Annotated in this window: 22 protein-coding genes; 5 read left to right on the plus strand and 17 right to left on the minus strand. The window is 55.3% G+C overall.

Translation table 11 applies throughout. The annotated features are described in order from the left end of the window. Window position 1 precedes the first annotated feature (1 nt). The 11 genes from ACMYSL_RS01850 to ACMYSL_RS01900 form a co-directional block, all read right to left on the minus strand. Window positions 2-1,693, minus strand: coding sequence for a glycosyltransferase family 2 protein (locus ACMYSL_RS01850; protein WP_434661242.1), 1,692 nt, complete (start codon window positions 1,691-1,693; stop codon window positions 2-4). Next, window positions 1,684-2,037, minus strand: coding sequence for an ApeI family dehydratase (locus ACMYSL_RS01855; protein ID WP_434661244.1), 354 nt, complete (start codon window positions 2,035-2,037; stop codon window positions 1,684-1,686). The genes ACMYSL_RS01850 and ACMYSL_RS01855 overlap by 10 nt, the downstream gene beginning before the upstream one ends. Next, window positions 2,024-3,373, minus strand: coding sequence for an AMP-binding protein (locus ACMYSL_RS01860; RefSeq protein ID WP_434661245.1), 1,350 nt, complete (start codon window positions 3,371-3,373; stop codon window positions 2,024-2,026). The genes ACMYSL_RS01855 and ACMYSL_RS01860 overlap by 14 nt, the downstream gene beginning before the upstream one ends. After that, window positions 3,370-3,951 (minus strand): hypothetical protein, encoded by a 582-nt coding sequence (locus ACMYSL_RS01865; RefSeq protein WP_304253948.1) that lies wholly within the window; start codon window positions 3,949-3,951, stop codon window positions 3,370-3,372. The genes ACMYSL_RS01860 and ACMYSL_RS01865 overlap by 4 nt, the downstream gene beginning before the upstream one ends. Window positions 3,952-3,957: 6 nt before the next feature. Continuing rightward, window positions 3,958-4,209 (minus strand): acyl carrier protein, encoded by a 252-nt coding sequence (locus ACMYSL_RS01870; RefSeq protein WP_110274883.1) that lies wholly within the window; start codon window positions 4,207-4,209, stop codon window positions 3,958-3,960. A 12-nt stretch (window positions 4,210-4,221) separates the two neighbouring features. Next, window positions 4,222-4,479: a phosphopantetheine-binding protein gene (locus ACMYSL_RS01875; protein ID WP_024131035.1), complete on the minus strand. Its 258-nt coding sequence runs from the start codon at window positions 4,477-4,479 to the stop codon at window positions 4,222-4,224. Then, window positions 4,460-5,275 (minus strand): lysophospholipid acyltransferase family protein, encoded by an 816-nt coding sequence (locus ACMYSL_RS01880; protein ID WP_434661247.1) that lies wholly within the window; start codon window positions 5,273-5,275, stop codon window positions 4,460-4,462. The genes ACMYSL_RS01875 and ACMYSL_RS01880 overlap by 20 nt, the downstream gene beginning before the upstream one ends. Continuing rightward, complete coding sequence (locus tag ACMYSL_RS01885) at window positions 5,272-5,997, minus strand: beta-ketoacyl synthase chain length factor (RefSeq protein WP_434661248.1); 726 nt, start codon at window positions 5,995-5,997, stop codon at window positions 5,272-5,274. Before ACMYSL_RS01885 ends, ACMYSL_RS01880 begins: the two co-directional genes overlap by 4 nt. A gap of 76 nt (window positions 5,998-6,073) precedes the next feature. Continuing rightward, window positions 6,074-7,135 carry a class I SAM-dependent methyltransferase gene (locus ACMYSL_RS01890; protein WP_434661250.1) on the minus strand — a complete coding sequence of 354 codons (1,062 nt, stop codon included), beginning with the start codon at window positions 7,133-7,135 and terminating at the stop codon, window positions 6,074-6,076. Window positions 7,136-7,209: 74 nt separating this feature from the next. Beyond that, window positions 7,210-7,599 (minus strand): LptM family lipoprotein, encoded by a 390-nt coding sequence (locus ACMYSL_RS01895; RefSeq protein ID WP_181484594.1) that lies wholly within the window; start codon window positions 7,597-7,599, stop codon window positions 7,210-7,212. Window positions 7,600-8,008: 409 nt separating this feature from the next. Beyond that, on the minus strand, window positions 8,009-9,058 hold the full coding sequence (locus tag ACMYSL_RS01900) for an AI-2E family transporter (RefSeq protein ID WP_182235174.1): 1,050 nt from the start codon (window positions 9,056-9,058) through the stop codon (window positions 8,009-8,011). A 132-nt stretch (window positions 9,059-9,190) separates the two neighbouring features. Here ACMYSL_RS01900 and ACMYSL_RS01905 point away from each other — a divergent pair, with 132 nt between their 5' ends. Then, window positions 9,191-10,411, plus strand: coding sequence for an MFS transporter (locus ACMYSL_RS01905; protein WP_182235173.1), 1,221 nt, complete (start codon window positions 9,191-9,193; stop codon window positions 10,409-10,411). Here the strand turns inward: ACMYSL_RS01905 and ACMYSL_RS01910 are convergent, their stop codons facing one another. Together ACMYSL_RS01910 and ACMYSL_RS01915 are read right to left on the minus strand one after the other, a co-directional pair. Then, the gene (locus ACMYSL_RS01910; protein WP_110274889.1) at window positions 10,412-10,969 is read right to left on the minus strand and encodes a DcrB family lipoprotein; all 558 of its coding nucleotides are present in this window, start codon (window positions 10,967-10,969) and stop codon (window positions 10,412-10,414) included. 73 nt (window positions 10,970-11,042) lie between these two features. Then, window positions 11,043-11,708, minus strand: a complete 666-nt coding sequence (locus ACMYSL_RS01915; protein ID WP_110274890.1) for a 7-cyano-7-deazaguanine/7-aminomethyl-7-deazaguanine transporter — start codon at window positions 11,706-11,708, stop codon at window positions 11,043-11,045. Between the two features lie 166 nt (window positions 11,709-11,874). On the opposite strand from ACMYSL_RS01915, the gene tusA reads away from it, so the two are divergent. Next, the gene (tusA, locus tag ACMYSL_RS01920) at window positions 11,875-12,120 is read left to right on the plus strand and encodes a sulfurtransferase TusA (protein WP_004106582.1); all 246 of its coding nucleotides are present in this window, start codon (window positions 11,875-11,877) and stop codon (window positions 12,118-12,120) included. A gap of 240 nt (window positions 12,121-12,360) precedes the next feature. Beyond that, window positions 12,361-13,341, plus strand: a complete 981-nt coding sequence (locus ACMYSL_RS01925; RefSeq protein WP_434663922.1) for an IS110 family transposase — start codon at window positions 12,361-12,363, stop codon at window positions 13,339-13,341. Between the two features lie 178 nt (window positions 13,342-13,519). Here the strand turns inward: ACMYSL_RS01925 and zntA are convergent, their stop codons facing one another. Then, window positions 13,520-15,724 carry a Zn(II)/Cd(II)/Pb(II) translocating P-type ATPase ZntA gene (gene zntA, locus ACMYSL_RS01930; RefSeq protein ID WP_434661252.1) on the minus strand — a complete coding sequence of 735 codons (2,205 nt, stop codon included), beginning with the start codon at window positions 15,722-15,724 and terminating at the stop codon, window positions 13,520-13,522. A gap of 78 nt (window positions 15,725-15,802) precedes the next feature. Then, complete coding sequence (locus tag ACMYSL_RS01935; RefSeq protein WP_139539048.1) at window positions 15,803-16,429, minus strand: lysoplasmalogenase; 627 nt, start codon at window positions 16,427-16,429, stop codon at window positions 15,803-15,805. A gap of 130 nt (window positions 16,430-16,559) precedes the next feature. Between ACMYSL_RS01935 and ACMYSL_RS01940 the strand changes: the two genes are divergently transcribed. Next, window positions 16,560-16,919 (plus strand): DUF2500 domain-containing protein, encoded by a 360-nt coding sequence (locus ACMYSL_RS01940; RefSeq protein ID WP_434661255.1) that lies wholly within the window; start codon window positions 16,560-16,562, stop codon window positions 16,917-16,919. Window positions 16,920-16,933: 14 nt separating this feature from the next. Here ACMYSL_RS01940 and ACMYSL_RS01945 read toward each other — a convergent pair whose 3' ends face one another. Beyond that, window positions 16,934-17,212, minus strand: a complete 279-nt coding sequence (locus ACMYSL_RS01945; protein ID WP_110274894.1) for a DUF1145 family protein — start codon at window positions 17,210-17,212, stop codon at window positions 16,934-16,936. After that, window positions 17,202-17,798 (minus strand): 16S rRNA (guanine(966)-N(2))-methyltransferase, encoded by a 597-nt coding sequence (rsmD, locus tag ACMYSL_RS01950; protein ID WP_110274895.1) that lies wholly within the window; start codon window positions 17,796-17,798, stop codon window positions 17,202-17,204. Before rsmD ends, ACMYSL_RS01945 begins: the two co-directional genes overlap by 11 nt. Window positions 17,799-17,991: 193 nt before the next feature. Here rsmD and ftsY point away from each other — a divergent pair, with 193 nt between their 5' ends. After that, the gene (ftsY, locus tag ACMYSL_RS01955; protein WP_434661257.1) at window positions 17,992-19,554 is read left to right on the plus strand and encodes a signal recognition particle-docking protein FtsY; all 1,563 of its coding nucleotides are present in this window, start codon (window positions 17,992-17,994) and stop codon (window positions 19,552-19,554) included. Window positions 19,555-19,556 lie beyond the last annotated feature (2 nt).

Below are 19,556 nucleotides of genomic sequence, written 5' to 3' on the forward strand. Positions count from 1 at the left end.
CTTACTCCTTGTCTTTGGTATCCGGCAGCTGCCAGAAATCGAAAAAGTTAAACCAGTCGAGCGGCGACTGTAGCGCGTAGTGTTCCAGACGTTCGGCGTAGCGATCGATGGCTTGCTGTAATGCGTTTTGCCGGTCGGCGCGCGGCAACAGTAGCGGGTCGGCGAAAGGCTCGCAGTGAATACGCAGTTTCCCCTGTTGGCGCAGGGCGAAAATCAGATCCACCGGGCAGCGTAAAATAGAGGCGAGAATAAAAGGTCCCTGCGGGAAGGGGGCCGCTTGCCCCATAAAGTGGCTCCAGCAGACGCGCCATTCGCCGCCGCGTTGCGGGTTGACCGCAATGCGATCGCCGACGATGGCAATCCACTCGCCGCGATCCATCTTCTCTTTAAGCAGGATCGCGGTATCCGGGCCAATATCGGTTACCGGCAGCAGATTCAGCCCGGCCTGCGGGGCCATTTCTTGCATAATTTGCTTAAAGCGCTGGGCATTGTCGCTAAACACCAGCGCGTTGATGGTTTTGCTGCCCTGTAATTGCGCCAGCGCGCGACAGGCTTCAACATCGCCCAGATGCGAGGCCAGCAGCAGCTTGCCGCGTGGAGAGCTAACGTTGAGCGTCTCTTCAGCTCCTGGAGCAAAGACCACATCGCGGCCTAACCGCAGTTCGCCACGCCAGCTGGCAATTTTATCGAGCATCGCATCGCCAAAACGCAGGAAGTGCTGATAGCTGGTGAGCGATGGCGGCAGCGGCATCTGGCGAGCGGTTAGCTGTTCACGCACGCGAGCAATCCAGCGTTGGGAGGCTTTGCGGGCGGTGGTTGCCGTCAGCCAGTAAACGCCGACCACCGGGTAGAGCAGCAGGGAGAATGCTTTGCGCCCGAGTAATCGCCACACCAGTAGCATCAGGCGCATCCCCCATAATCCCTTTACTTCCTGCTGGCGCGCCCAGTGTGGCGATGCGCGGCGAAAAAGCAGCGACGGGATGCGCGGCAACATGCCAAAAAAAAGGCGCGTGTGCATCCGTGAAATGCGCAGGTTGTCTTTGAGGGCATCGAAATGCGATAGCCCGTCCAGCGGATAGGTGACGCGGGTGGGGACAAAATAGCTGGTGTTACCTTGCCAGTAGAGGCGCACCATTACTTCGGTATCAAAATCCATTCGCTTGCCGAGCGTCACGCGCTGCGCCAGCTGTAGCGTCGGTGCTACCGGATAAACCCGAAAGCCGCACATGCTGTCTTTGAGCTGGAGCGAGAGCGTTTCAATCCACACCCAGACGTGGGTCACCCAGCGTCCGTACAGGCGCGAGCGGGGTATGGAATCGTCATAAATGGGTTGCCCGGAAATCAGCGCTGTAGGGTGAAGCTCTGCCAGTGCAAGCAGTTCAGGAATATCTTCAATGGCATGCTGGCCGTCGGCATCAACCTGCACCGCATGGCTGAATCCGGCCTCTGCCGCCGCCTGCATGCCGCAGATCGTCGCCGCACCTTTGCCCGAGTTAATCGGCAGGCGAATTAAGGTCAGATTTTTATCTTCTGCCGCCAGGCGGGCCAGTTCATCCCGCGTGGCGTCGTCGCTGCCGTCGTCCACCACAATGCAGGGCAGGCCGAACGGCTGAAGCCGCGCCAGCACGCTTGCCATCATTGAGCCGTGGTTGTAGCAGGGGATCAGTACGCAGGGCTGGAAGGCTATCGGCATAACCGGATTTTCCCGCTACTGGTGGTGTGGCGCGCATCGCCATCATGGCGCTGATAGCTGAAGCTCAGCATCTGCCGCTCTTCTTGCCAGTTCAGGATCAGCGTGACGATGGTTTCCGGCAGCAGCGGGGCCTGAAATTTCACGTTCTGAATGCTGTGAAAACGCCAGCCGGGGGCGAGCAGCGTGGTGGCGTAATGCATTACCCAGTCCATCTGCGCGACGCCGGGCAGCAGCGGCTGCACGGCAAAATGTCCACGAAACCAGAACAGTGAAGGGTCGAGATGCAAAACGATTTCAACCTGATGAGGTTGTGCCTGATGGCGCTCAATTTCATGGGGTTTCATGAAATAACTCCTGTAATTGCGCATAGACACGCTTGTTCATACTGTTGACCGGGATTTCATCAACCACCCGCCAGTAACGAGGAATAGCAACCGGCTCAAGCAACGCGCGCAGCGCTTTACGCCATGCTAATTCCTGGCTTTTACTCCAGCGCTCGCGGGCGTTGTCGTCCAGCACCAGCAATGCGCCAACGCCCTGACGGCTGCCGCGAGTCACTGGCAATACCGCCGCGTCAAGGATGCCGTCCAGCGCCAGCAGGCGCTGCTCCACTTCGCCAAGTGAAATACGTTTCTCTTCAATTTTAACTATCCGGCCCCGACGCCCCGTCAGGCGAAACTGGCCGCTTTCTGCAAAATGCAGGGCATCGTCGAGTAACAGGCCATTATCATCAGCAATCAGCGGAGAAAACACGCGAAATGCATCATTTTCAGCATGAAACCTGACGCCGGGAAAGGGCAACCATGCCGCGTCGTCTTGCTGGCGATGGCGCCAGGCGATAACACCGGTTTCGGTACTGCCATAAATTTCGTCCGGCCAGACTTGCAGCCAACCGGCGGCCTGTGCGGCATCTTGCCAGGGCAGCATGCCGCCTGCGGACAAAATCAGTTCGACCGGTGGAGGCGTCAGCTGGTTGTCGAGGCGTTTGAGAAACGCCGGGCTGCTGATAAACGCATAGCGATGTTCATGGCTCAGGGCGGCCAGCTGTTCGGCGTACCAGGTCATGGCGGCATGCAGCGGCAGACCCAGCGTCATCGGCAGGAAGATACGAAACGTCAGGCCGTACAAATGCTGAGGGACCACCGAGGCCACGACCCGACAGCCTGCAAGACGGTCGGAAAAACGTGAGGCGAGCAGTGCTGCTTCGCGGTCAAGGCGACTAATGGGCTTGATGACCCGCTTCGGCTGGCCGGTAGAACCTGAAGTAAAGAGTTCAACGAAGGCGTCCGCGCGGATCGCGGGTAAAGAGATTTCGTGCGTTGCGTTTGCCATGGTAGATCTGACAATCAGCTGCGCTCCCTGCCAGTCCAGCGACTTATCGCTCAATACGCCGTCAAACAGCGCGCGCTGCTCGTTTAATAACGACACGCGGCAGTGACCGGGGATCACCGGCGTTTTGCCCGCATGCAGCGTCGCCAGCAGCGCCACGATAAACAGATAGCTGTTCTCAAAGCATAGCGCCCAGCGTTCAGCTTCCTGCTGATGCAGGTGCGTTATCAACTGGTCAACATCATGGCGTAGATGACCGAGTGTCCAGGTGCAGTCTTCCTGCCATGCAATGGGCATCTCGGCTGGACGTTGGGCGCTGAGCCACTCTGAGAGTGGGAGAGGCTGCTTCATTGGATATCTCGTTTAATCACCCGGCGGCGGACTAACCACTCGCCCGCCATCAGCGTTCCCATCAACAGATAGGAGAGCATCCCGTTCCAGGCCGTCCACAGAGACATATCACCGCGTAGCGCGGTAAACAGCGCAATGCCGCCGTTGATGATGAAAAAGGCGCACCAGATTTGCGTCACGCGGCGGGTATAGCGCACGCCAGTATCCGCAAGAGCGGGCTCGCGCAGTCGCGCCAGACGTTCGACGATGGGCATGGATGACCATAGCGAACCGCCAAACACCGCCAGCATGACGGCGTTGACCACCACCGGGTAGAACAGCAGCAACTGGTGCGTTTTAAGCAGATAGCTGGCAATGCAAAGCGTCATGCCCGCTATCGCTACCACCTGGGTGACGATGCGCAGCGGTCCCGCCTGTCGCCGGGTCTGGCGAAAGCGTAAAAAAAGCAGCAGCGCCATCAGAGGCAGCAGCCAGTGCAGGCTGTTATGCGCCAGCCCAAACCAAATCAAAAATGGCCAGGCCAGAAGCAGTAAGCCCGTCAGCAGTGGGACCACCGGTAGCGAGCGAACGCCTGACATGCCGAATCAGGCTTCTTTGAGCAGGCGTTCTACCGCGTCGACAACATCCTGCACGGTACGCACGGCTTTGAACTCTTCCGGCTTGATTTTCTTACCGGTTTTCTTTTGCAGATGCACGATCATGTCAACAGCATCAATGCTGTCCAGCTCCAGATCGTCGTACAGACGCGCCTCGGGCTTAATATCCTGTGGGTCGATTTCAAACAGCTTAACCAACAGCGTGGAGACTTCTTCGTAAATGGCTTTTTGATCGGTCATAACGGACTCTCCTCAGGCACGTTGCGCGTGAATGAAAGATGCCAGCGTGGCGACGGAAAAGAAGTGCTGGCGCATCTCTTCGCTCTCAGCCGACAGCACCACGCCATACTGGTTTTTCACTGCCAGACCGAGCTCCAGAGCATCGATTGAGTCCAGACCCAGACCATCGCCAAACAGCGCTGCTTCAGTGTCGATATCGTCAGCGGACAGCTCGTCCAGATTCAATGTGTTGATAATCAAATTTTTAATTTCAAGATAGAGCGCTTGCATCATTAATTCCTGTGCCAGGCGTAGTACCTGATTGTAATTGAAGCAAAAGATGCCGGTTCAACTGCCTTGCCGCCAGCGCCGGTTCTTGTATATTTGCGTCGTAAAATTGGTCGATTTGCACCCGCTCGCCAACCGTAATGGTAAAGCGCGGTTTGGTTTGCGGTGCGTCATACCACTTGCTCTGTTTGCCCAGCATGTGCTCGCTGCAGCGGATAACCACCACGCGTAAATCGCTGCTACAGCGCACCGCGATATTAGCCGCGCCGCGTTGTAGCGTCATTTTTTCGCCGGGCAGCGTGCGCGTTCCCTCGGGAAAAATCAAAATAGTATCGCCTTGCTTTAAACGCTGACGACTGGCGGGCAGCAGGGCATCGGCTTGATCGTTAACCAGATAATCCGCGGCACGAATTACGCCGCTGAGGAAGGGATTTTTCAGCAGCGCACTTTTCACCAGACAGTCGGTTTCGGGCATGACGGACGCCAGCATGACGTAATCGATAAGGCTAGGGTGGTTGGCGACGACCAGGCAGCCGTGCTCCTGGCGTAAAATATCACCCCCTTCAATGCGGTAATCGAGTACGCCGACGGATTTTACTACGGTTAAAAAGAGTCGAAAACTTGCCGAAATACTGCGCCGCGCGAGGCGACGGCGGCGGGCCTTGTTGCGGACCGTCACCAGTAGCAGATTGAACCAGACAAGAGAGAGCAGCAGCCCGCCAATCCCGAACAGCGCGAAACAAAGGCCGGTCATCGCCGCTCGCCAGAGACGGTTTAGCTGTGACAAGACGCCGTTCATGCGCGGCTCCATAGCCACTGAACGCGCTCGCCGGGGAGCGTAAAGGCGTCGGCGTGTTGTAAATAGTGGCGTAAAAACAGCAGGCTTTGCGGCAGGGCGGTCTCTTCGCTGGGCACGCTTTGGCGCTGAGTTTGACACTGCCATTCGCTGCCTGCTTCAATCACCCATGCCGTCGCATAGGGCCAGGTTGGCATATCAGATGGCAGCTGTGGGTGATAAAACTCGGGCAGGAAGCCATCGAAATCGACCATTAGTACGCGCTGATAGCCCGCCTGTAACAGCCCCATCACTTCATATAAGCCCTGCTGGAAGGTATCTCGTCCGGCAGAAAGCGATGATGAGACTATCGGTTTTTTTGCCGCAATCGTCAGGTTACCCACGGCGGAGTTATGCACCGATAAGGCGAAATCGGTTGGCGAGAGCGCCTGCTCTGTCGCCAGAGCGTGGAGGATTCGGTAATTGCGCTCCAGCTCGCCGTGGCGGCTGGTGTACAGCACCGCGTCGATATGATGACGGCGCAGCATCGCCAGTCCGCATTCTACGGCCAGCTTGCTACCGGAACTGAGTCGGCGGGCGGTCATCATCGGCAGCTCGCTAAGCCTGGCTGGGGAGGCCGCTGGATCGATGGCGTGCAAATGCCGTGACCACTGAAGCCACTGTTCGCTGCCATTGACCCCAGGTGCCATGGCTTGCCAATCAACTATGTTTAATGAAAATGTCATCCACTCGCGTCCGCGATCGATCAATGATTCTGCTGGCGTTAATTTGAACGCCAAAACAGCGCTTAGCGCTGCTTTATTATTTTATTTTCTGGCATATCAATAAGGTATGCCCGACGCCTAAATTATCGTGGCGTTGTTCTATCTCGAATCCTGCCATTTCAAGATAGCGGTAAAACTTCTCTACGCTGTAGAAACGGCTATTCCCGTTGGCCATACAGGTAAAATAGAGCGAAGACGCATTCAGGCTAAATGAGGCCGCTTCAAATTTCTGCGCGTCCCAGAACAGTTCCAGAATGCATAACCTTGCGCCTGGTTTCATCACGCGCGCCACATTACTGAGCATGGTGACAATTTGTTCTGGCGAAAAGCAGTCAAGAAATTGGCTCATCCACCAGATATCAGCCTCTCCCGGCAGGCACTCGTCGCTCAGCATATCCACGGCATGAAAATCAATGCGATGAGACAGACCCGCATTTTCTATATTTTCGCGAGCCAGCGCAATTTGTTGTGGCAAGTCTAATAACGTTACCGCGATATTTTCATCATACTGGCAGCAGCGCAGCGCCCATTTTCCGGTATTTCCGCCTACATCGTACAGGGTTGCAGGCTGACTGGCGAATACATACGGCAGCGCAGCGTTGAAAGCGCCGTCAGAATAGTAATGATCAAATGCGAACCAGCTTTTACGCGCCGCCTGTGGGAGCTGCGATAATGCGGGATAAATGGTTGGCCAGTCGCCAAAAACTTTTAACCCAGAAGGCTTTCCTTCCTGCAACGCATTTTCTAAAAAGAACAATCCCTGATAGCAAACGTCCTGAGTGAAATCCATATTTACTCGGGTCATTGCATCATGAAGTAAGAAATGTCCTACTTTAGCGAGATAATATTGCCCCTCTTTATGGGTAAGGATGCGTCCGCTTAATCCCATATCCAGCAATACGCTGACGGCATATTCATTGACGTCGCAATCCGTGCAAATAGCTTCAAGCGTTGCGCCGAGTTTTCCTTGCTTATCGAGATAATCCAGGATGCCTGAATTGCGCAGGCATAATGCGGTTTGAAAGAGCATGGGGGCAAAAGCAATACGTTGCGCTTCGGTAATGGCATCCAGTGCGCTGAGAGAGTCCTTTTTGTACACGTTCGGCACAACCTTTTACAGTGTCAGTAGAGGGAGCGGGCCATTACTGGCCCGCATGTACTTCAGGGACAGAATTACAGAGCCGAATCTGCGGCCAGGTTAATCTGAATGTCTTTATCGAGGTTGTGTACCCAGCGGTTATAGTTTCTATGAATTTTTCCGCCGGAAGCCATCAGGTTGAGGCTGCTATCGTAGTTGATGGAATAGCGGGTGGCAGAGTAGGTGATTTTTATTTCGGCAACATGGTCACGTGATTGCTGACGGGCTTTGATGACCCCAGGACCTGCGTCTGACATAATCCATTCGCGTTGTGCGCCCGCTTTGATAATTGCTTTTTTGACCTGGGCTTCGGTATGACCTGCGCTTACAGTGGTCTGGATTTGCTCAATAGGCGCGGTACGTGCGCAGCCAGCCAGAGCACCGATAACCGCAATCGCGGCAGCCCAGCGAATAACCTTTTTCATGAATACTCCCTATTAATCTATTGGTCGAGGAAATGTTTATACACCGTTTGAATATATCGATGCATGGATGCAATAAAGTCATCTGTATTATTCTATTTGATTAATGCATTTATCTGTTTTTAAAGGGTGTATCAGCCAAATATTCTAATGTTATTAGATTTTTAGTGTTGAATTAAAACCAGTTGCAAATATAAATGCAGAAGAGAAAGTATAAGTAAATTAACGCCTTCTATCAATGAATATAATCAATAGGGTTTGATTTACTACTTTTTCTGGTGGTGTTTTTTATGAGTAGCAGGCGAATTGTCAAGAGTATCTGGTGTTTTAATATGGGGCTCTTAATGGATGCTGTTGGGGTTATCGTATTTCAATACAAAATACGATAACCCGTTGCTGCTGTAAAAAGTGGCTAGCCGGGCAGCCGGCTTTTGGGGCGTCCCGGTCCGAGCAAGAGGGCTAATTTGCTGCCGCCTTTAGTGGTCTCCATCCATATTTTGCATACGCTGGTTAACGGCACCGAAAGTAGCATGCCCACCGGGCCAAGCAGCCACCCCCAAATCAGTAATGAGAGGAAAACTACCAGCGTAGACATGCCCAGTCGATGCCCCATCATGCGCGGTTCTAGAATATTGCCGATGATCATATGAACAACTAAAAAGAGTGCGCCAACCAGCAGGCATTCATAAAAACCGTTAAACAGCAGCGCCTGAATCATTGGCGGAACGGCGGAAATCACCGAACCAATATTGGGCACATAGTTCAACAGAAAAGCCAGGACTCCCCACATCAATGCAAACTGAATTCCCATTAACAGCAGCCCTAACCAGACGATAACCCCGGTCCACAGACTGAGCAGCGTTTTCAGCGCCAGATAATGTGAGACCCCTTTCAATGCCCGATGGAGACCGGCGATATGAATTTGCGGATTATTAAGCGCAAAGCGCAGCTTGTAGGGGACATGGCGCACTTCAAACAGCATGAAGACAACGGTCATAACCAGCAGGATGACGCTGGCCATAGCGCCCGACAGCCCGGTCATTAGCGCCGTCGTCAGGGTGACCAGCTTATCGGAATCGATGCGCTGTAGCATACGCTCCGGGGACATATGGGTATGCCAGAATGGCAGCATCTCCTGTAGGTGCATGACTTTTGCCGTCAGCTCCTTGTTGTACTTCGGCAGCATCGCGACGAATTCGTTAACCGAAGCGGCAAGCACGCCAATAAGCGCAGTGAGAACAATCAGCATTACTGCTACCACGAGAGTGATGGCGACGGGACGCCGGACGCCGCGACGGATAAACCAGGTCACCAGGGGATTGAGGACAATGGCGAAGAAAAGCGCCAACAATAGCTGTACGATGATATCTGCCGCCGCATGAATACCCGCGAGGATAATGACCAGTGATGCCAGCTTAAGCAGGATATGCATGCCCGTTTTATCGGGCTGAGGGGTTGTCATTAACGGTTCCTTTCTTATGATTTTCATTAAGTGTAGCGGTTGGTTTGCTGCCGATATTCCTAATCTGGCTGCTGATTTAAAGCGTGCAGCATGGTAAAAATGAAACACTGTTGTAAAAAAATGGTGGAACCCATGCCTGAAGCCGCTGCCGAACCGGCACTCAATGGACTGCGTCTCAATCTGCGGATTGTCTCGGTGGTTATCTTTAACTTTGCCAGCTACATGACGATTGGGCTGCCGCTGGCGGTGTTGCCGGGTTATGTTCATGACGTGATGGGGTTCAGCGCGTTCTGGGCGGGTCTGGTGATTAGCCTCCAGTATTTCGCCACGCTGCTGAGCCGCCCTCATGCCGGGCGCTACGCCGACCTGCTTGGGCCGAAAAAAATCGTCGTCTTTGGCCTGTGCGGCTGCTTTCTGAGCGGGCTGTGCTATCTGCTGGCGGCGTTTAGCGGCGGCTGGCCGATGGTGAGCTTGCTCCTGCTGTGCCTTGGGCGCGTTATTCTTGGTATCGGACAAAGCTTTGCAGGCACAGGTTCGACGCTATGGGGCGTCGGTGTTGTCGGTTCGCTGCATATCGGCAGAGTGATTTCGTGGAACGGTATCGTGACCTACGGTGCAATGGCGATGGGCGCACCGCTCGGCGTGCTTTGTTATTCCCTAATCGGCCTGCATGGTCTGGCGTTCACCATTATGGCGGTGGCGCTGGTGGCGGTACTGTGCGCACTGCCGCGTGCAGCGGTGAAAGCGGGCAAGGGCAAAGCGATGTCGTTTCGCGCGGTGCTGGGACGGGTCTGGCTCTACGGGATGGCCCTGGCCCTGGCTTCGGCCGGTTTTGGCGTTATCGCCACCTTTATTACCCTGTTTTATGACGCTAAAGGCTGGGATGGCGCGGCCTTCGCGTTAACGCTGTTTAGCTGTGCGTTTGTTGGCACCCGCCTGCTGTTCCCCAATGGGATTAATCGTCTTGGCGGGCTGAACGTGGCGATGATCTGCTTTGTGGTTGAGATTATTGGGCTGCTACTGGTGGGACTGGCGGAGACGACGCTGATGGCGAAAATCGGTACTTTCCTGGCCGGGGCAGGTTTCTCACTGGTGTTCCCGGCGCTTGGCGTGGTGGCGGTGAAGGCCGTGCCGCAGCAGAATCAGGGATCGGCGCTGGCAACCTATACGGTGTTTATGGATCTCTCATTGGGGATCACCGGTCCGCTTGCCGGATTATTAATGGCGTGGGCGGGGATTTCTTCGATTTATCTGGCGGCGGCGGGGCTGGTGGCGGTAGCGTTGCTGTTAGGGTGGCGGTTAAAAAAACGGCCCCCGGTCGGTGAACCGGAGGCCGTAGCGTCAGGCCAGTAGTTACTGAATGACGAGAGTGTTGATGATGTTTTCTGCTTCAGTCTGCGCTTGCTGTTGGTTATCCGCCGGTAGCGTGACCTGCAGGGTCAGCAGTTTGTCGTCAACTTTGCCGAGGAGCACAGAAGACCATGCGGTCTGGCCCTTCGCGGAGATAATGCTGTCGAGCTGCTGCAGCGTATGACCCTTAATCTCAACGGATTTATTGGTCACGACCTGCAGCTGCGGATCGCGACTGCGCTGCTGCTCTTCCAGACGCTGCGCCATCACGGCCAAATCTTCATTGGTGCTGTCGCCAACAATCACAATCACCGCTTTCTGGCCGGTGGCATCAGAGTAGACGTGCATATTGTTGGCCTGGGTGCCCAGCTTGCCGCTCTGATCGGTCATACCTGCCGGTAGAGAGAAGCTTAGTTTGCCATCCAGCAGACTAATAGGTTGCCCGCTGGCGTTACTTTCCGCTGCAGCCCCGGCAGTCGGCGTTTTTGTGTCGCTGTTATCACAGGCCGCAAGCCCCATAACCAGCAGGCCAATACCGACATATTTAACCAAATTGCGCATTGACATCTTCCTTTCGATAAACGGCCATTAACGGCTCATCCGCGTATCTTATCACATCACTCTGTGAGTACTCTTAACCTGGCTGCAATGCCGATAAATCGGATTTATCTGCCAGCTTTTTCATTAGCATATTCAACAGCATGCCGTACATCGGCAGGAAGAAAACGATGCTAATCAGCACTTTGAAGCAATAATCGACAATGGCGATTTCTCCCCAGTGCGCCGCCATAAACGGGTCCGGGCTGCGCCAGAAGGCGATAAAGAAGAAGGCCAGGGTATCGCTGACGTTACCGAAGAGGGTCGATGCGGTCGGCGCCAGCCACCAGCGACGGTTTTGACGCAGGCGGTTAAAGACGTGGACATCGAGGATTTGCCCCAGCGCGTAGGCCATAAAGCTGGCGGCGGCGATACGAGCGACAAACAGGTTAAAGCTGGTTAAGGCGGCAAAACCCTGCCATTCACCCATATAGAACAGCGCAGAAACCCCGTAGGAGATCACCAGCGCCGGGATCATGACCGCGAGGATAATGCGTCGTGCCAGCGGAGCGCCGAAAATCCGCACCGTAAGATCGGTGGCAAGGAAAATAAACGGAAAGCTGAACGCGCCCCAGGTGGTATGAAAACCAAAGATGGAGATCGGTAGCTGCACCAGATAGTTACTGGAAGTGATGACCAGCAGATGGAAAAGCGATAGCCAGATCAGCGCTTTTTTACGCTGTACGGTAGTAAACGGACTCATATTGTGACCTTTTTAGTGGTTGGGGTGAGGGAACCCAATAAAAACGGCTGCATGATACTGCGTTGGGTGCGTAATGCAATGGTTGTTTTTCGCGCAAACGTTAACCTGGCTTGCGTACTGATGAACTGGGGGTAAACTAGGGGCGTTTTGTTGATATGAGATGAAAATGAGCGAACTTTTCTCCAGTCCTGACCATACTCTTGATGCGCAGGGGCTTCGTTGCCCGGAACCGGTGATGATGGTGCGTAAGACCGTGCGTACGATGCCTGTGGGCGAGACGCTGCTGATTGTAGCCGACGATCCGGCAACCACCCGCGATATCCCCGGTTTTTGCCGCTTTATGGAACACGAGCTGCTGGCGCAGGAAACCGAGGCGCTGCCGTACCGTTATCTGATTCGTAAAAGCCACTGATCTGCTTCTGGTTTCCCCGGAGGCGGTGCTTCGCACCTGTCCGGGCTTGTATGATGACTCCATCAGAAAGAACCGGCCAGTTCTCTCTGATGGCGGTCCGGATGCCGTGTCCGGGCTTAGGCTTTCGCGCCTGTTCCGTAGATCTTTGCACCGGACTGCCGTTCTTTCTCATGTGATAAACCGGACAGTATCATGGACCGGCTTTCACCGGTAACCCGTATTCGCAAGGTTGGTTTCACTATGGAAAATGAACTGTACTTCATCGGCATTGATGTTGCCAAAGCTAAGCTCGATGTTGATATCCTGCGCCCTGATGGTCGACATCGCGGTAAAAAATTCGAAAATACGCCCTCCGGACATGAAGCGCTTGTCCGCTGGCTTCGCAGCCATGATGTGAACCATGCCCATGTCTGCATGGAGTCCACCAGTACCTACATGGAAGAGGCTGCCGCGTATCTGAGTGATGCCGGTTATACCGTCTCCATTATCAACCCCGCCCTGAGTGCCGCCTTCGCCCGTAGTGAAGGGTTGCGCAGTAAAACCGACAAAGTCGATGCCCGTATGCTGGCGCACTTCTGCCGGGAGAAACGTCCGTCAGCATGGGAGGCACCGCACCCGACAGAGCGGGCCCTGAAAGCGCTGGTGTTACGGCATCAGGCGCTGACAGAGATGCAGACGCAGGAGAAAAACCGTCAGGAAACAGCCCCGGAGGTCCAGTTAGCGAGCATCGATGTGCTCCTGGAGTGCCTGAGTGCTGAACTGAAACGTATCGAAAAACAGATAAAAGACCTGACGGACAACGACCCGGATATGAAGCAACGGCGGAAGCTGCTGAACAGCATCCCGGGTATCGGCGAGAAAACGGCGGCGGTCCTGCTGGCGTATACGGGACTGAAGCTGAGGTTTGCCACAGCGCGGCAGTTCGCCGCGTATGCAGGGCTGACGCCGGTGCAGCATGAGTCAGGCAGTAGCGTGATGCGGGCGAGCCGGATGAGTAAAGCGGGTCCGGTTCAGTTGCGCAGAGCATTATATATGCCAGCAATATCAGCGCTGTATCACACGGCGTGGGGAAAAGCGTTCAGAAAGAGACTGGAAGGGAATGGCAAACGCGCGAAAGTTATCATAGGGGCGATGATGCGCAAGCTGGCGCAGGTGGCGTACGGAGTGCTGAAGTCAGGGGAGCCGTTCGATGCGTCACAACATGGAATAGCGGTAGCGTAGGGACGAAAAGACTGCGGGAATAGAAAAACAGCACCCAGAGGGTGCTGTCGCTGGTGTGTCTGTCATCCAGAAACCGGAGAGAGCCCCGCAACTAAAAATGGTTGCCGATGCTCACAGTATCTACAAAAACCAGCCTGTAGCCCGGGCAAGGCGCTCTGCGCCGCCCCCAGGGTGGATACTACTTCTTACGCAACAACCGCAACGCGTTGGCGGTGACCAGCACCGTCGCCCCGGTATCCGCCAACACCGCCAGCCACAGGCCGGTCAGGCCGAGCAGGGTGGTGACGAGGAAGATCCCCTTCAGACCCAGCGCGATGGCGATGTTTTGCCGAATATTGGCGTGGGTGGCGCGGGCCAGCGAAATCATCTGCGCCAGACCGGTTAAGCGGTTATGGGTTAACGCTGCGTCTGCGGTCTCCAGGGCGACGTCGGTGCCGCTACCCATAGCGATACCTATAGTCGCGGCTTTCATTGCCGGGGCATCGTTGATACCGTCGCCGACCATTGCCAGCGGCGTGTCCGCGTTGAGCGCCATGACCGCCTGCACTTTATCCGCAGGCAGCAGCCCGGCGCGAAATTCCAGCCCCAGCTCGCTGGCGATAGCCGCCGCCGCGCGCGGATTATCACCGGTAAGGATCACCCCCTGAACGCCCAGTTGATGTAGCTCATCGACCGCCTGGCGAGCATCGTCGCGCAACGTATCGCGCAGCGCCAGAATCCCCAGCAGTACCTCATCGCGCATCACCAGCACCACCGTTTGCCCGGCGCTTTCCAGTTGCTGAATACGTTCCTCATACTGCGGGTCGCTATTTTTGCTGGCGGCGCAAATCAGCACCCGACGGCCTTCTACTTCCGCCTCAATGCCGGAACCAGCCAGCGCGCGCTGGGCGTGGGCTAGCGGAATGGCGAGCTGGCGCTGTTCTGCTTCCCGCACCACTGCTTGGGCTAATGGGTGGCTGGAGCCTTGCTCCACGGCGGCGGCCAGCGCCAGCAGATCGCTTTCAACGATTTCGGCGGTTGCGATAACGGCGGTGACACGTGGCTGGCCGATGGTCAGGGTACCGGTTTTATCAAACGCGACCTGGCGCACGCGTCCTAATTGCTCCAGCGCCGCGCCGCCCTTAATCAACGCGCCGCGACGTGCCGCTACCGCCAGCCCGGAGGTAATCGCCGCCGGGGTGGAAATCACCAGCGCGCACGGGCAGCCAATCAGCAGCAGCGTTAAGCCTTTGTAGATCCACGGCATCCATTCACTCGCAAACAGCAGCGGTGGCATGATGGCGACCAGCAGAGCGACGACCATAATCGCCGGGGTATAGATGCGGCTAAAGCGATCGATAAAACGCTCAATTGGCGCCCGGCGCTCTTCCGCTTCTTCAATCAGCTTCAGGATGCGATCGATAGCGCTGTCGCCCGGCTCTGAGATAACCGTTAACTGGACCAGACGATCGACGCTGGTTGCGCCTGCCGCCACCCGTTCACCGGCATTACGTTCTACCGGTACGGACTCACCGGTCAAAGCGCTCTCATCAAAGCTGGCGAAAGGAGACAACAGCTGACCATCAGCAGGCAGGCGGCCCCCGGCGGCGACTTCAATCACGTCGCCGGGGTGCAGGTCGCGCTGGGCAACCGTTTCGCGCACGCCGTCGCGAATGCGAATTGCGGTGTCGGGTTTCAGCGCCATCAATGCGCTAACCCCCTGACGCGCGCGGCTGGCGGCCCAGCCCTCAAGACGTTCGCCAATTAAGAACAGCAGCAGCACCATCGCTGCTTCGGCGGTCGCACCGATAAACAACGCGCCGATAGCGGCAACGCTCATCAGGGTTTCAATGGCGAACCAGCTTCCGCTTTTAATCAGGCGAAGCGCCTGACGGGCGACGGGCCACAGGCCGACGAGGGTGGTAGCGATGAATGCCAGTTCGCCAAAGGGATGGTTGAACTGCTCCAGCCCCCAGCTCAGGGCCATCATCACAATCAGCGTGATAAGCGCCAGATTCTCGCGCAGCCACGAGGTTTTTTCCTCTTGCTGTGGCGCGTTTTCATCACGCAGTTTGTAACCTGCGGCGTGCACCGCGCTTTCGACCTGCGGGCGAATATCGGCATCAGCGTTGACCAGCAGTTTTTCAGTAGCGAACAGCACCTGAACCTGGCTGACTCCTGGCACCTGGCGAACCGCAGTTTCCACCTTGCGGGCGCAGGCCGCGCAGTCCATTCCCTCGACGATCCAGCTATAGCGCGCGCCATTCAGCGCTTCATTTTCGACGATGGTTTCATTGGTACAAGCGTGGTCCGTGCAGCAGCTTTCAGGCGGCTGGGCAGCGGGCGCGAATTTTAATGAAGAGAATTGTGGGACTTTTTTATCCTGCGATTCTGGAGTCGACATAGGACCCTCCGGGTAATGATAATTTTCTCATTACCCGAATGATACACTCTGGAGTCGACTCCAGAGTCAAGCGCTTAATTACAAATAAAGCGCGCGGACGATCAGGAAGTGCCCGGCGAAGTAAAACGCGGAGGAGATGGCGTTATCGGCACGGAAACGACGGCGATAATGGCTGATAAGCCAGACAGCGTTACCCAGCAACAGGAATGCCGCACCAACGAAACCGGACAGCGCGGTATCGGTTGGGCGGGCGAACCACAGCTCACCGGCCAGCCAGACCATCACCAGCGTCATGCCGATAAAGGTAAACACTGGCATTCGCATCTCTTCCAGTCGGGTCCAGATAATTGCCAGCAGCAGAGCGCCGAGGATCAGCAGCACCAACGGTAGCGGCCAGAAGAACGACAGCGTTAGCTGGCTGGCAAACCAAATGGTGTAGAGCAGATGCGAGAGAAAGAACGCTCCCACGGCGTACATCACCCGCTGGCGAGGCAGCAACGTGAGCGCATCGCCAACCAGCGAGGCGCAAAGACCGGCCAGCACCAGATAGCTGATGGCGTTGAACATCGGCGCTTGCCAGGCCAGTAACAGAAGCAGGATCAACGTGACGGGCTTAAACACCCAACGACGCCAGGCGGGTCCACGATAAGATGCATCGACGTAAAGCCATGCGGAGAAACAGACAGCAATAAATGACCAAAGCATAGTAAGTCCCTGTATCTGTTATCATTAAGTAAGTGATTGTACTTACAGTACTGAATCTCAGTGTAGTGGTTTGCTGAGGAAGATGACAATGTAATACTCTTATTCCTGATAATTCCTGGGGGCAAGGTGAATGAGTAAAGTTCCGCTTTTTTTTATGGTTGCCGTTGCCATCATTGTGGTCGCCGCATCGTATCGTTATGTGCAGCAGCGTCGGGAAAAGATGGAGAACGAAGCCGCGCCGCTGTTACAAAAGCGGGTGGTGGTGAGCAACAAGCGGGAGAAGGTGCTTAACGATCGTCGCTCACGCCAGCAGACGGTGACGCCTGCCGGCAGTGAGATGCGCTATGAGGCCAGCTTCAGGCCGGAAGCTGGCGGGCTGGAAGTGGTTTTTCGCCTGCAGGCACCGCAGTATCATACGCTGAGCGTCGGCGATAAAGGCACGCTGAGCTACAAGGGCTCGCAGTTTATGGCGTTTACGCCGGACCCCTGAGTCATATTTGATGACTACTTCTTCTTCAGGGTCGCCTTGAGCTTTTTTTGCCAGGCGACCAGTTCGAACACGCCGAAGACGAAAATCCGAACCTGCTCGAAGCGCCCCAGCGGCGGCATCTCTTTCGTCTGCGTCGCCTTCAGCAGCGTCAACTGCAGACCGTGCATCAGGATCATAAAGATCAGCGCCACGTTAACGAAGATATTCAGCGGCTTTGGGAACGGTTGAAACAGATTCAGCAATAAAAACGCCCACACGCACAGCATCAGCAAGCGGCCAAAATTAATCAGCATGGTTTTCTCCCTGGACCTCATGTTGGTAAAGGCGGTAGGCGACCTGTCCGGCCACTTTCTCTCGATACAGATGCCAGCTTGCAGGCACCGGCGGTAAGCCGTTTTCGACTTCACTCTCAATGTAGATTAGCGCTTCATCGTTAAGCCAGCCGTTGCTTTCCAGCAATTTCAGCGTCTCTTCGAGTAGCCCTTTACGAAAAGGGGGATCGACAAACACGATATCGTGCGGCGTACCTGTCTGAGCAAGAAACGCTAAGGTATTGGTATTGACGACTTTACCGTTGCTGGCCTTCAGCGTGGCCAGATTCTTTTGCAACTGTTGGGCGACGCCGCGCTCCATTTCCAGCAGCGTGGCGTTCGCCGCGTAGCGGGATAGAGCTTCAAGGCCCAGCGCGCCGCTACCGGCGAAGCAGTCGAGGCATTTTGCGTCGACGATGGTGGGTGATAGCCAGTTAAAAAGCGTTTCGCGAACCCGGTCGGTTGTCGGGCGCAGACCCGGGCTCTCCGGCACCGGTAATTTGCGGCCTCGCCATTGCCCGCCGATAATGCGGATCTGGCCGCTGCCTGCGTGGTTTGGTTTCTTCATTTTTTTGCTCAAGTCTCAACTTCCGGGCTGCTATTCTAACGATCGATAGCGGTTGACGAAACCTTAATCCGGGGGCGGTGATGCGAGTTAAGTTAAGTGGTAGACTATCCGACTAATTTCATCATTTTTTCAGCTTCCGCGACCGATATGCCGAAGCTGTGCCATGAATAAACAGCGAGGAGTGTAGTCGCAAATGGCGAAAGACAAGAAACGTGGCTTCTTTTCCTGGCTGGGCTTTGGACAAAAAGAGCAGGCGCAGGGAACAGAAACAGAACAAAAAGTAGAAGCTCAGCAAGAGGTTGAAGAGCAATCTCCGGCGGCTGAATCGCCAGTGGAAGCGGTTGTTACGCCTGAAACGATTGAAGCGCCTGCTGCGGTAAAAGAAGATGCGGAAGCCTTCGCTGCCGATATCGTTGAGGTAACCGAGCAGGTTGTGGAAAACGAGCAGCCGCAGGCGGTCGTTGAAGCCCCGGTTGCTGAAGAAAATATCGTCCCGCCGGTCGCTTATCAGCCTGAAGCTGCGGTTGAGGAGATTGTGGAACAGCCGGTGCCGGAAGAGGCGGCTGTTGAGCCTCTGATTGAAGAAGTCATCGCCGAGCCGGTTGTTGCTGAAGCGGTGGCTGAAAATATACCGGAAGAGGTGATTGCCGAACCGGAAGTTGTGGTCGTTGAAGCGCTGACGGTTGAAGAACCGATAGAAGACGACGCGGAGCCGGAAATTTCGGACGAAGAGCTGGAAGCGCAGGCCCTGGCTGCAGCGGATGCGGCAGAAAATGCCATTGAAGTGGTGCCGGATGAAACCGTCGTCACGCAGCTTGAGCAAGAAAAGCCGACCAAAGAAGGCTTTTTCGCCCGCCTCAAACGTAGCCTGGTAAAAACCAAACAGAACCTCGGTTCCGGATTTATCAGCTTGTTCCGTGGCAAGAAAATCGACGATGATCTGTTTGAAGAGCTGGAAGAGCAACTGCTGATTGCCGATGTTGGCGTGGAGACCACCCGTAAGATCATCGCTAATCTTACCGAAGGCGCCAGCCGTAAACAGCTTCGCGACGCGGAAGCGCTATACGGCCTGCTGAAAGAAGAGATGGGCGATATTCTTGCTAAAGTGGACGAGCCGCTAAACGTTGAAGGCAAAACGCCATTTGTTATTCTGATGGTCGGCGTCAATGGCGTCGGTAAAACCACCACCATCGGCAAGCTGGCGCGTCAGTTCGAGCAGCAGGGTAAATCGGTGATGCTGGCGGCAGGGGATACCTTCCGTGCGGCAGCCGTTGAACAGCTCCAGGTTTGGGGTCAGCGTAACAATATTCCAGTGATTGCTCAGCATACCGGCGCTGACTCAGCATCGGTTATTTTCGATGCCATCCAGGCGGCGAAGGCGCGTAATGTTGACGTCCTGATTGCCGATACCGCAGGCCGCCTGCAGAATAAATCGCACCTGATGGAAGAACTGAAGAAGATTGTCCGCGTCATGAAAAAACTGGATGTCGATGCGCCGCATGAAGTCATGCTGACGATTGACGCCAGCACCGGGCAGAACGCGATTAGCCAGGCCAAACTGTTCCATGAAGCGGTTGGACTGACCGGTATCACCTTGACTAAGCTGGATGGTACCGCCAAAGGCGGGGTTATCTTCTCGGTTGCTGACCAGTTCAGTATTCCAATTCGCTATATCGGTGTTGGCGAACGTATTGAAGATCTGCGTCCGTTTAATGCGGGCGACTTTATTGAGGCACTTTTTGCCCGAGAGGATTAAGA

Origin of the sequence: Klebsiella sp. MISC125, assembly GCF_051131775.1 — a bacterium.
Taxonomy (GTDB): domain Bacteria; phylum Pseudomonadota; class Gammaproteobacteria; order Enterobacterales; family Enterobacteriaceae; genus Klebsiella.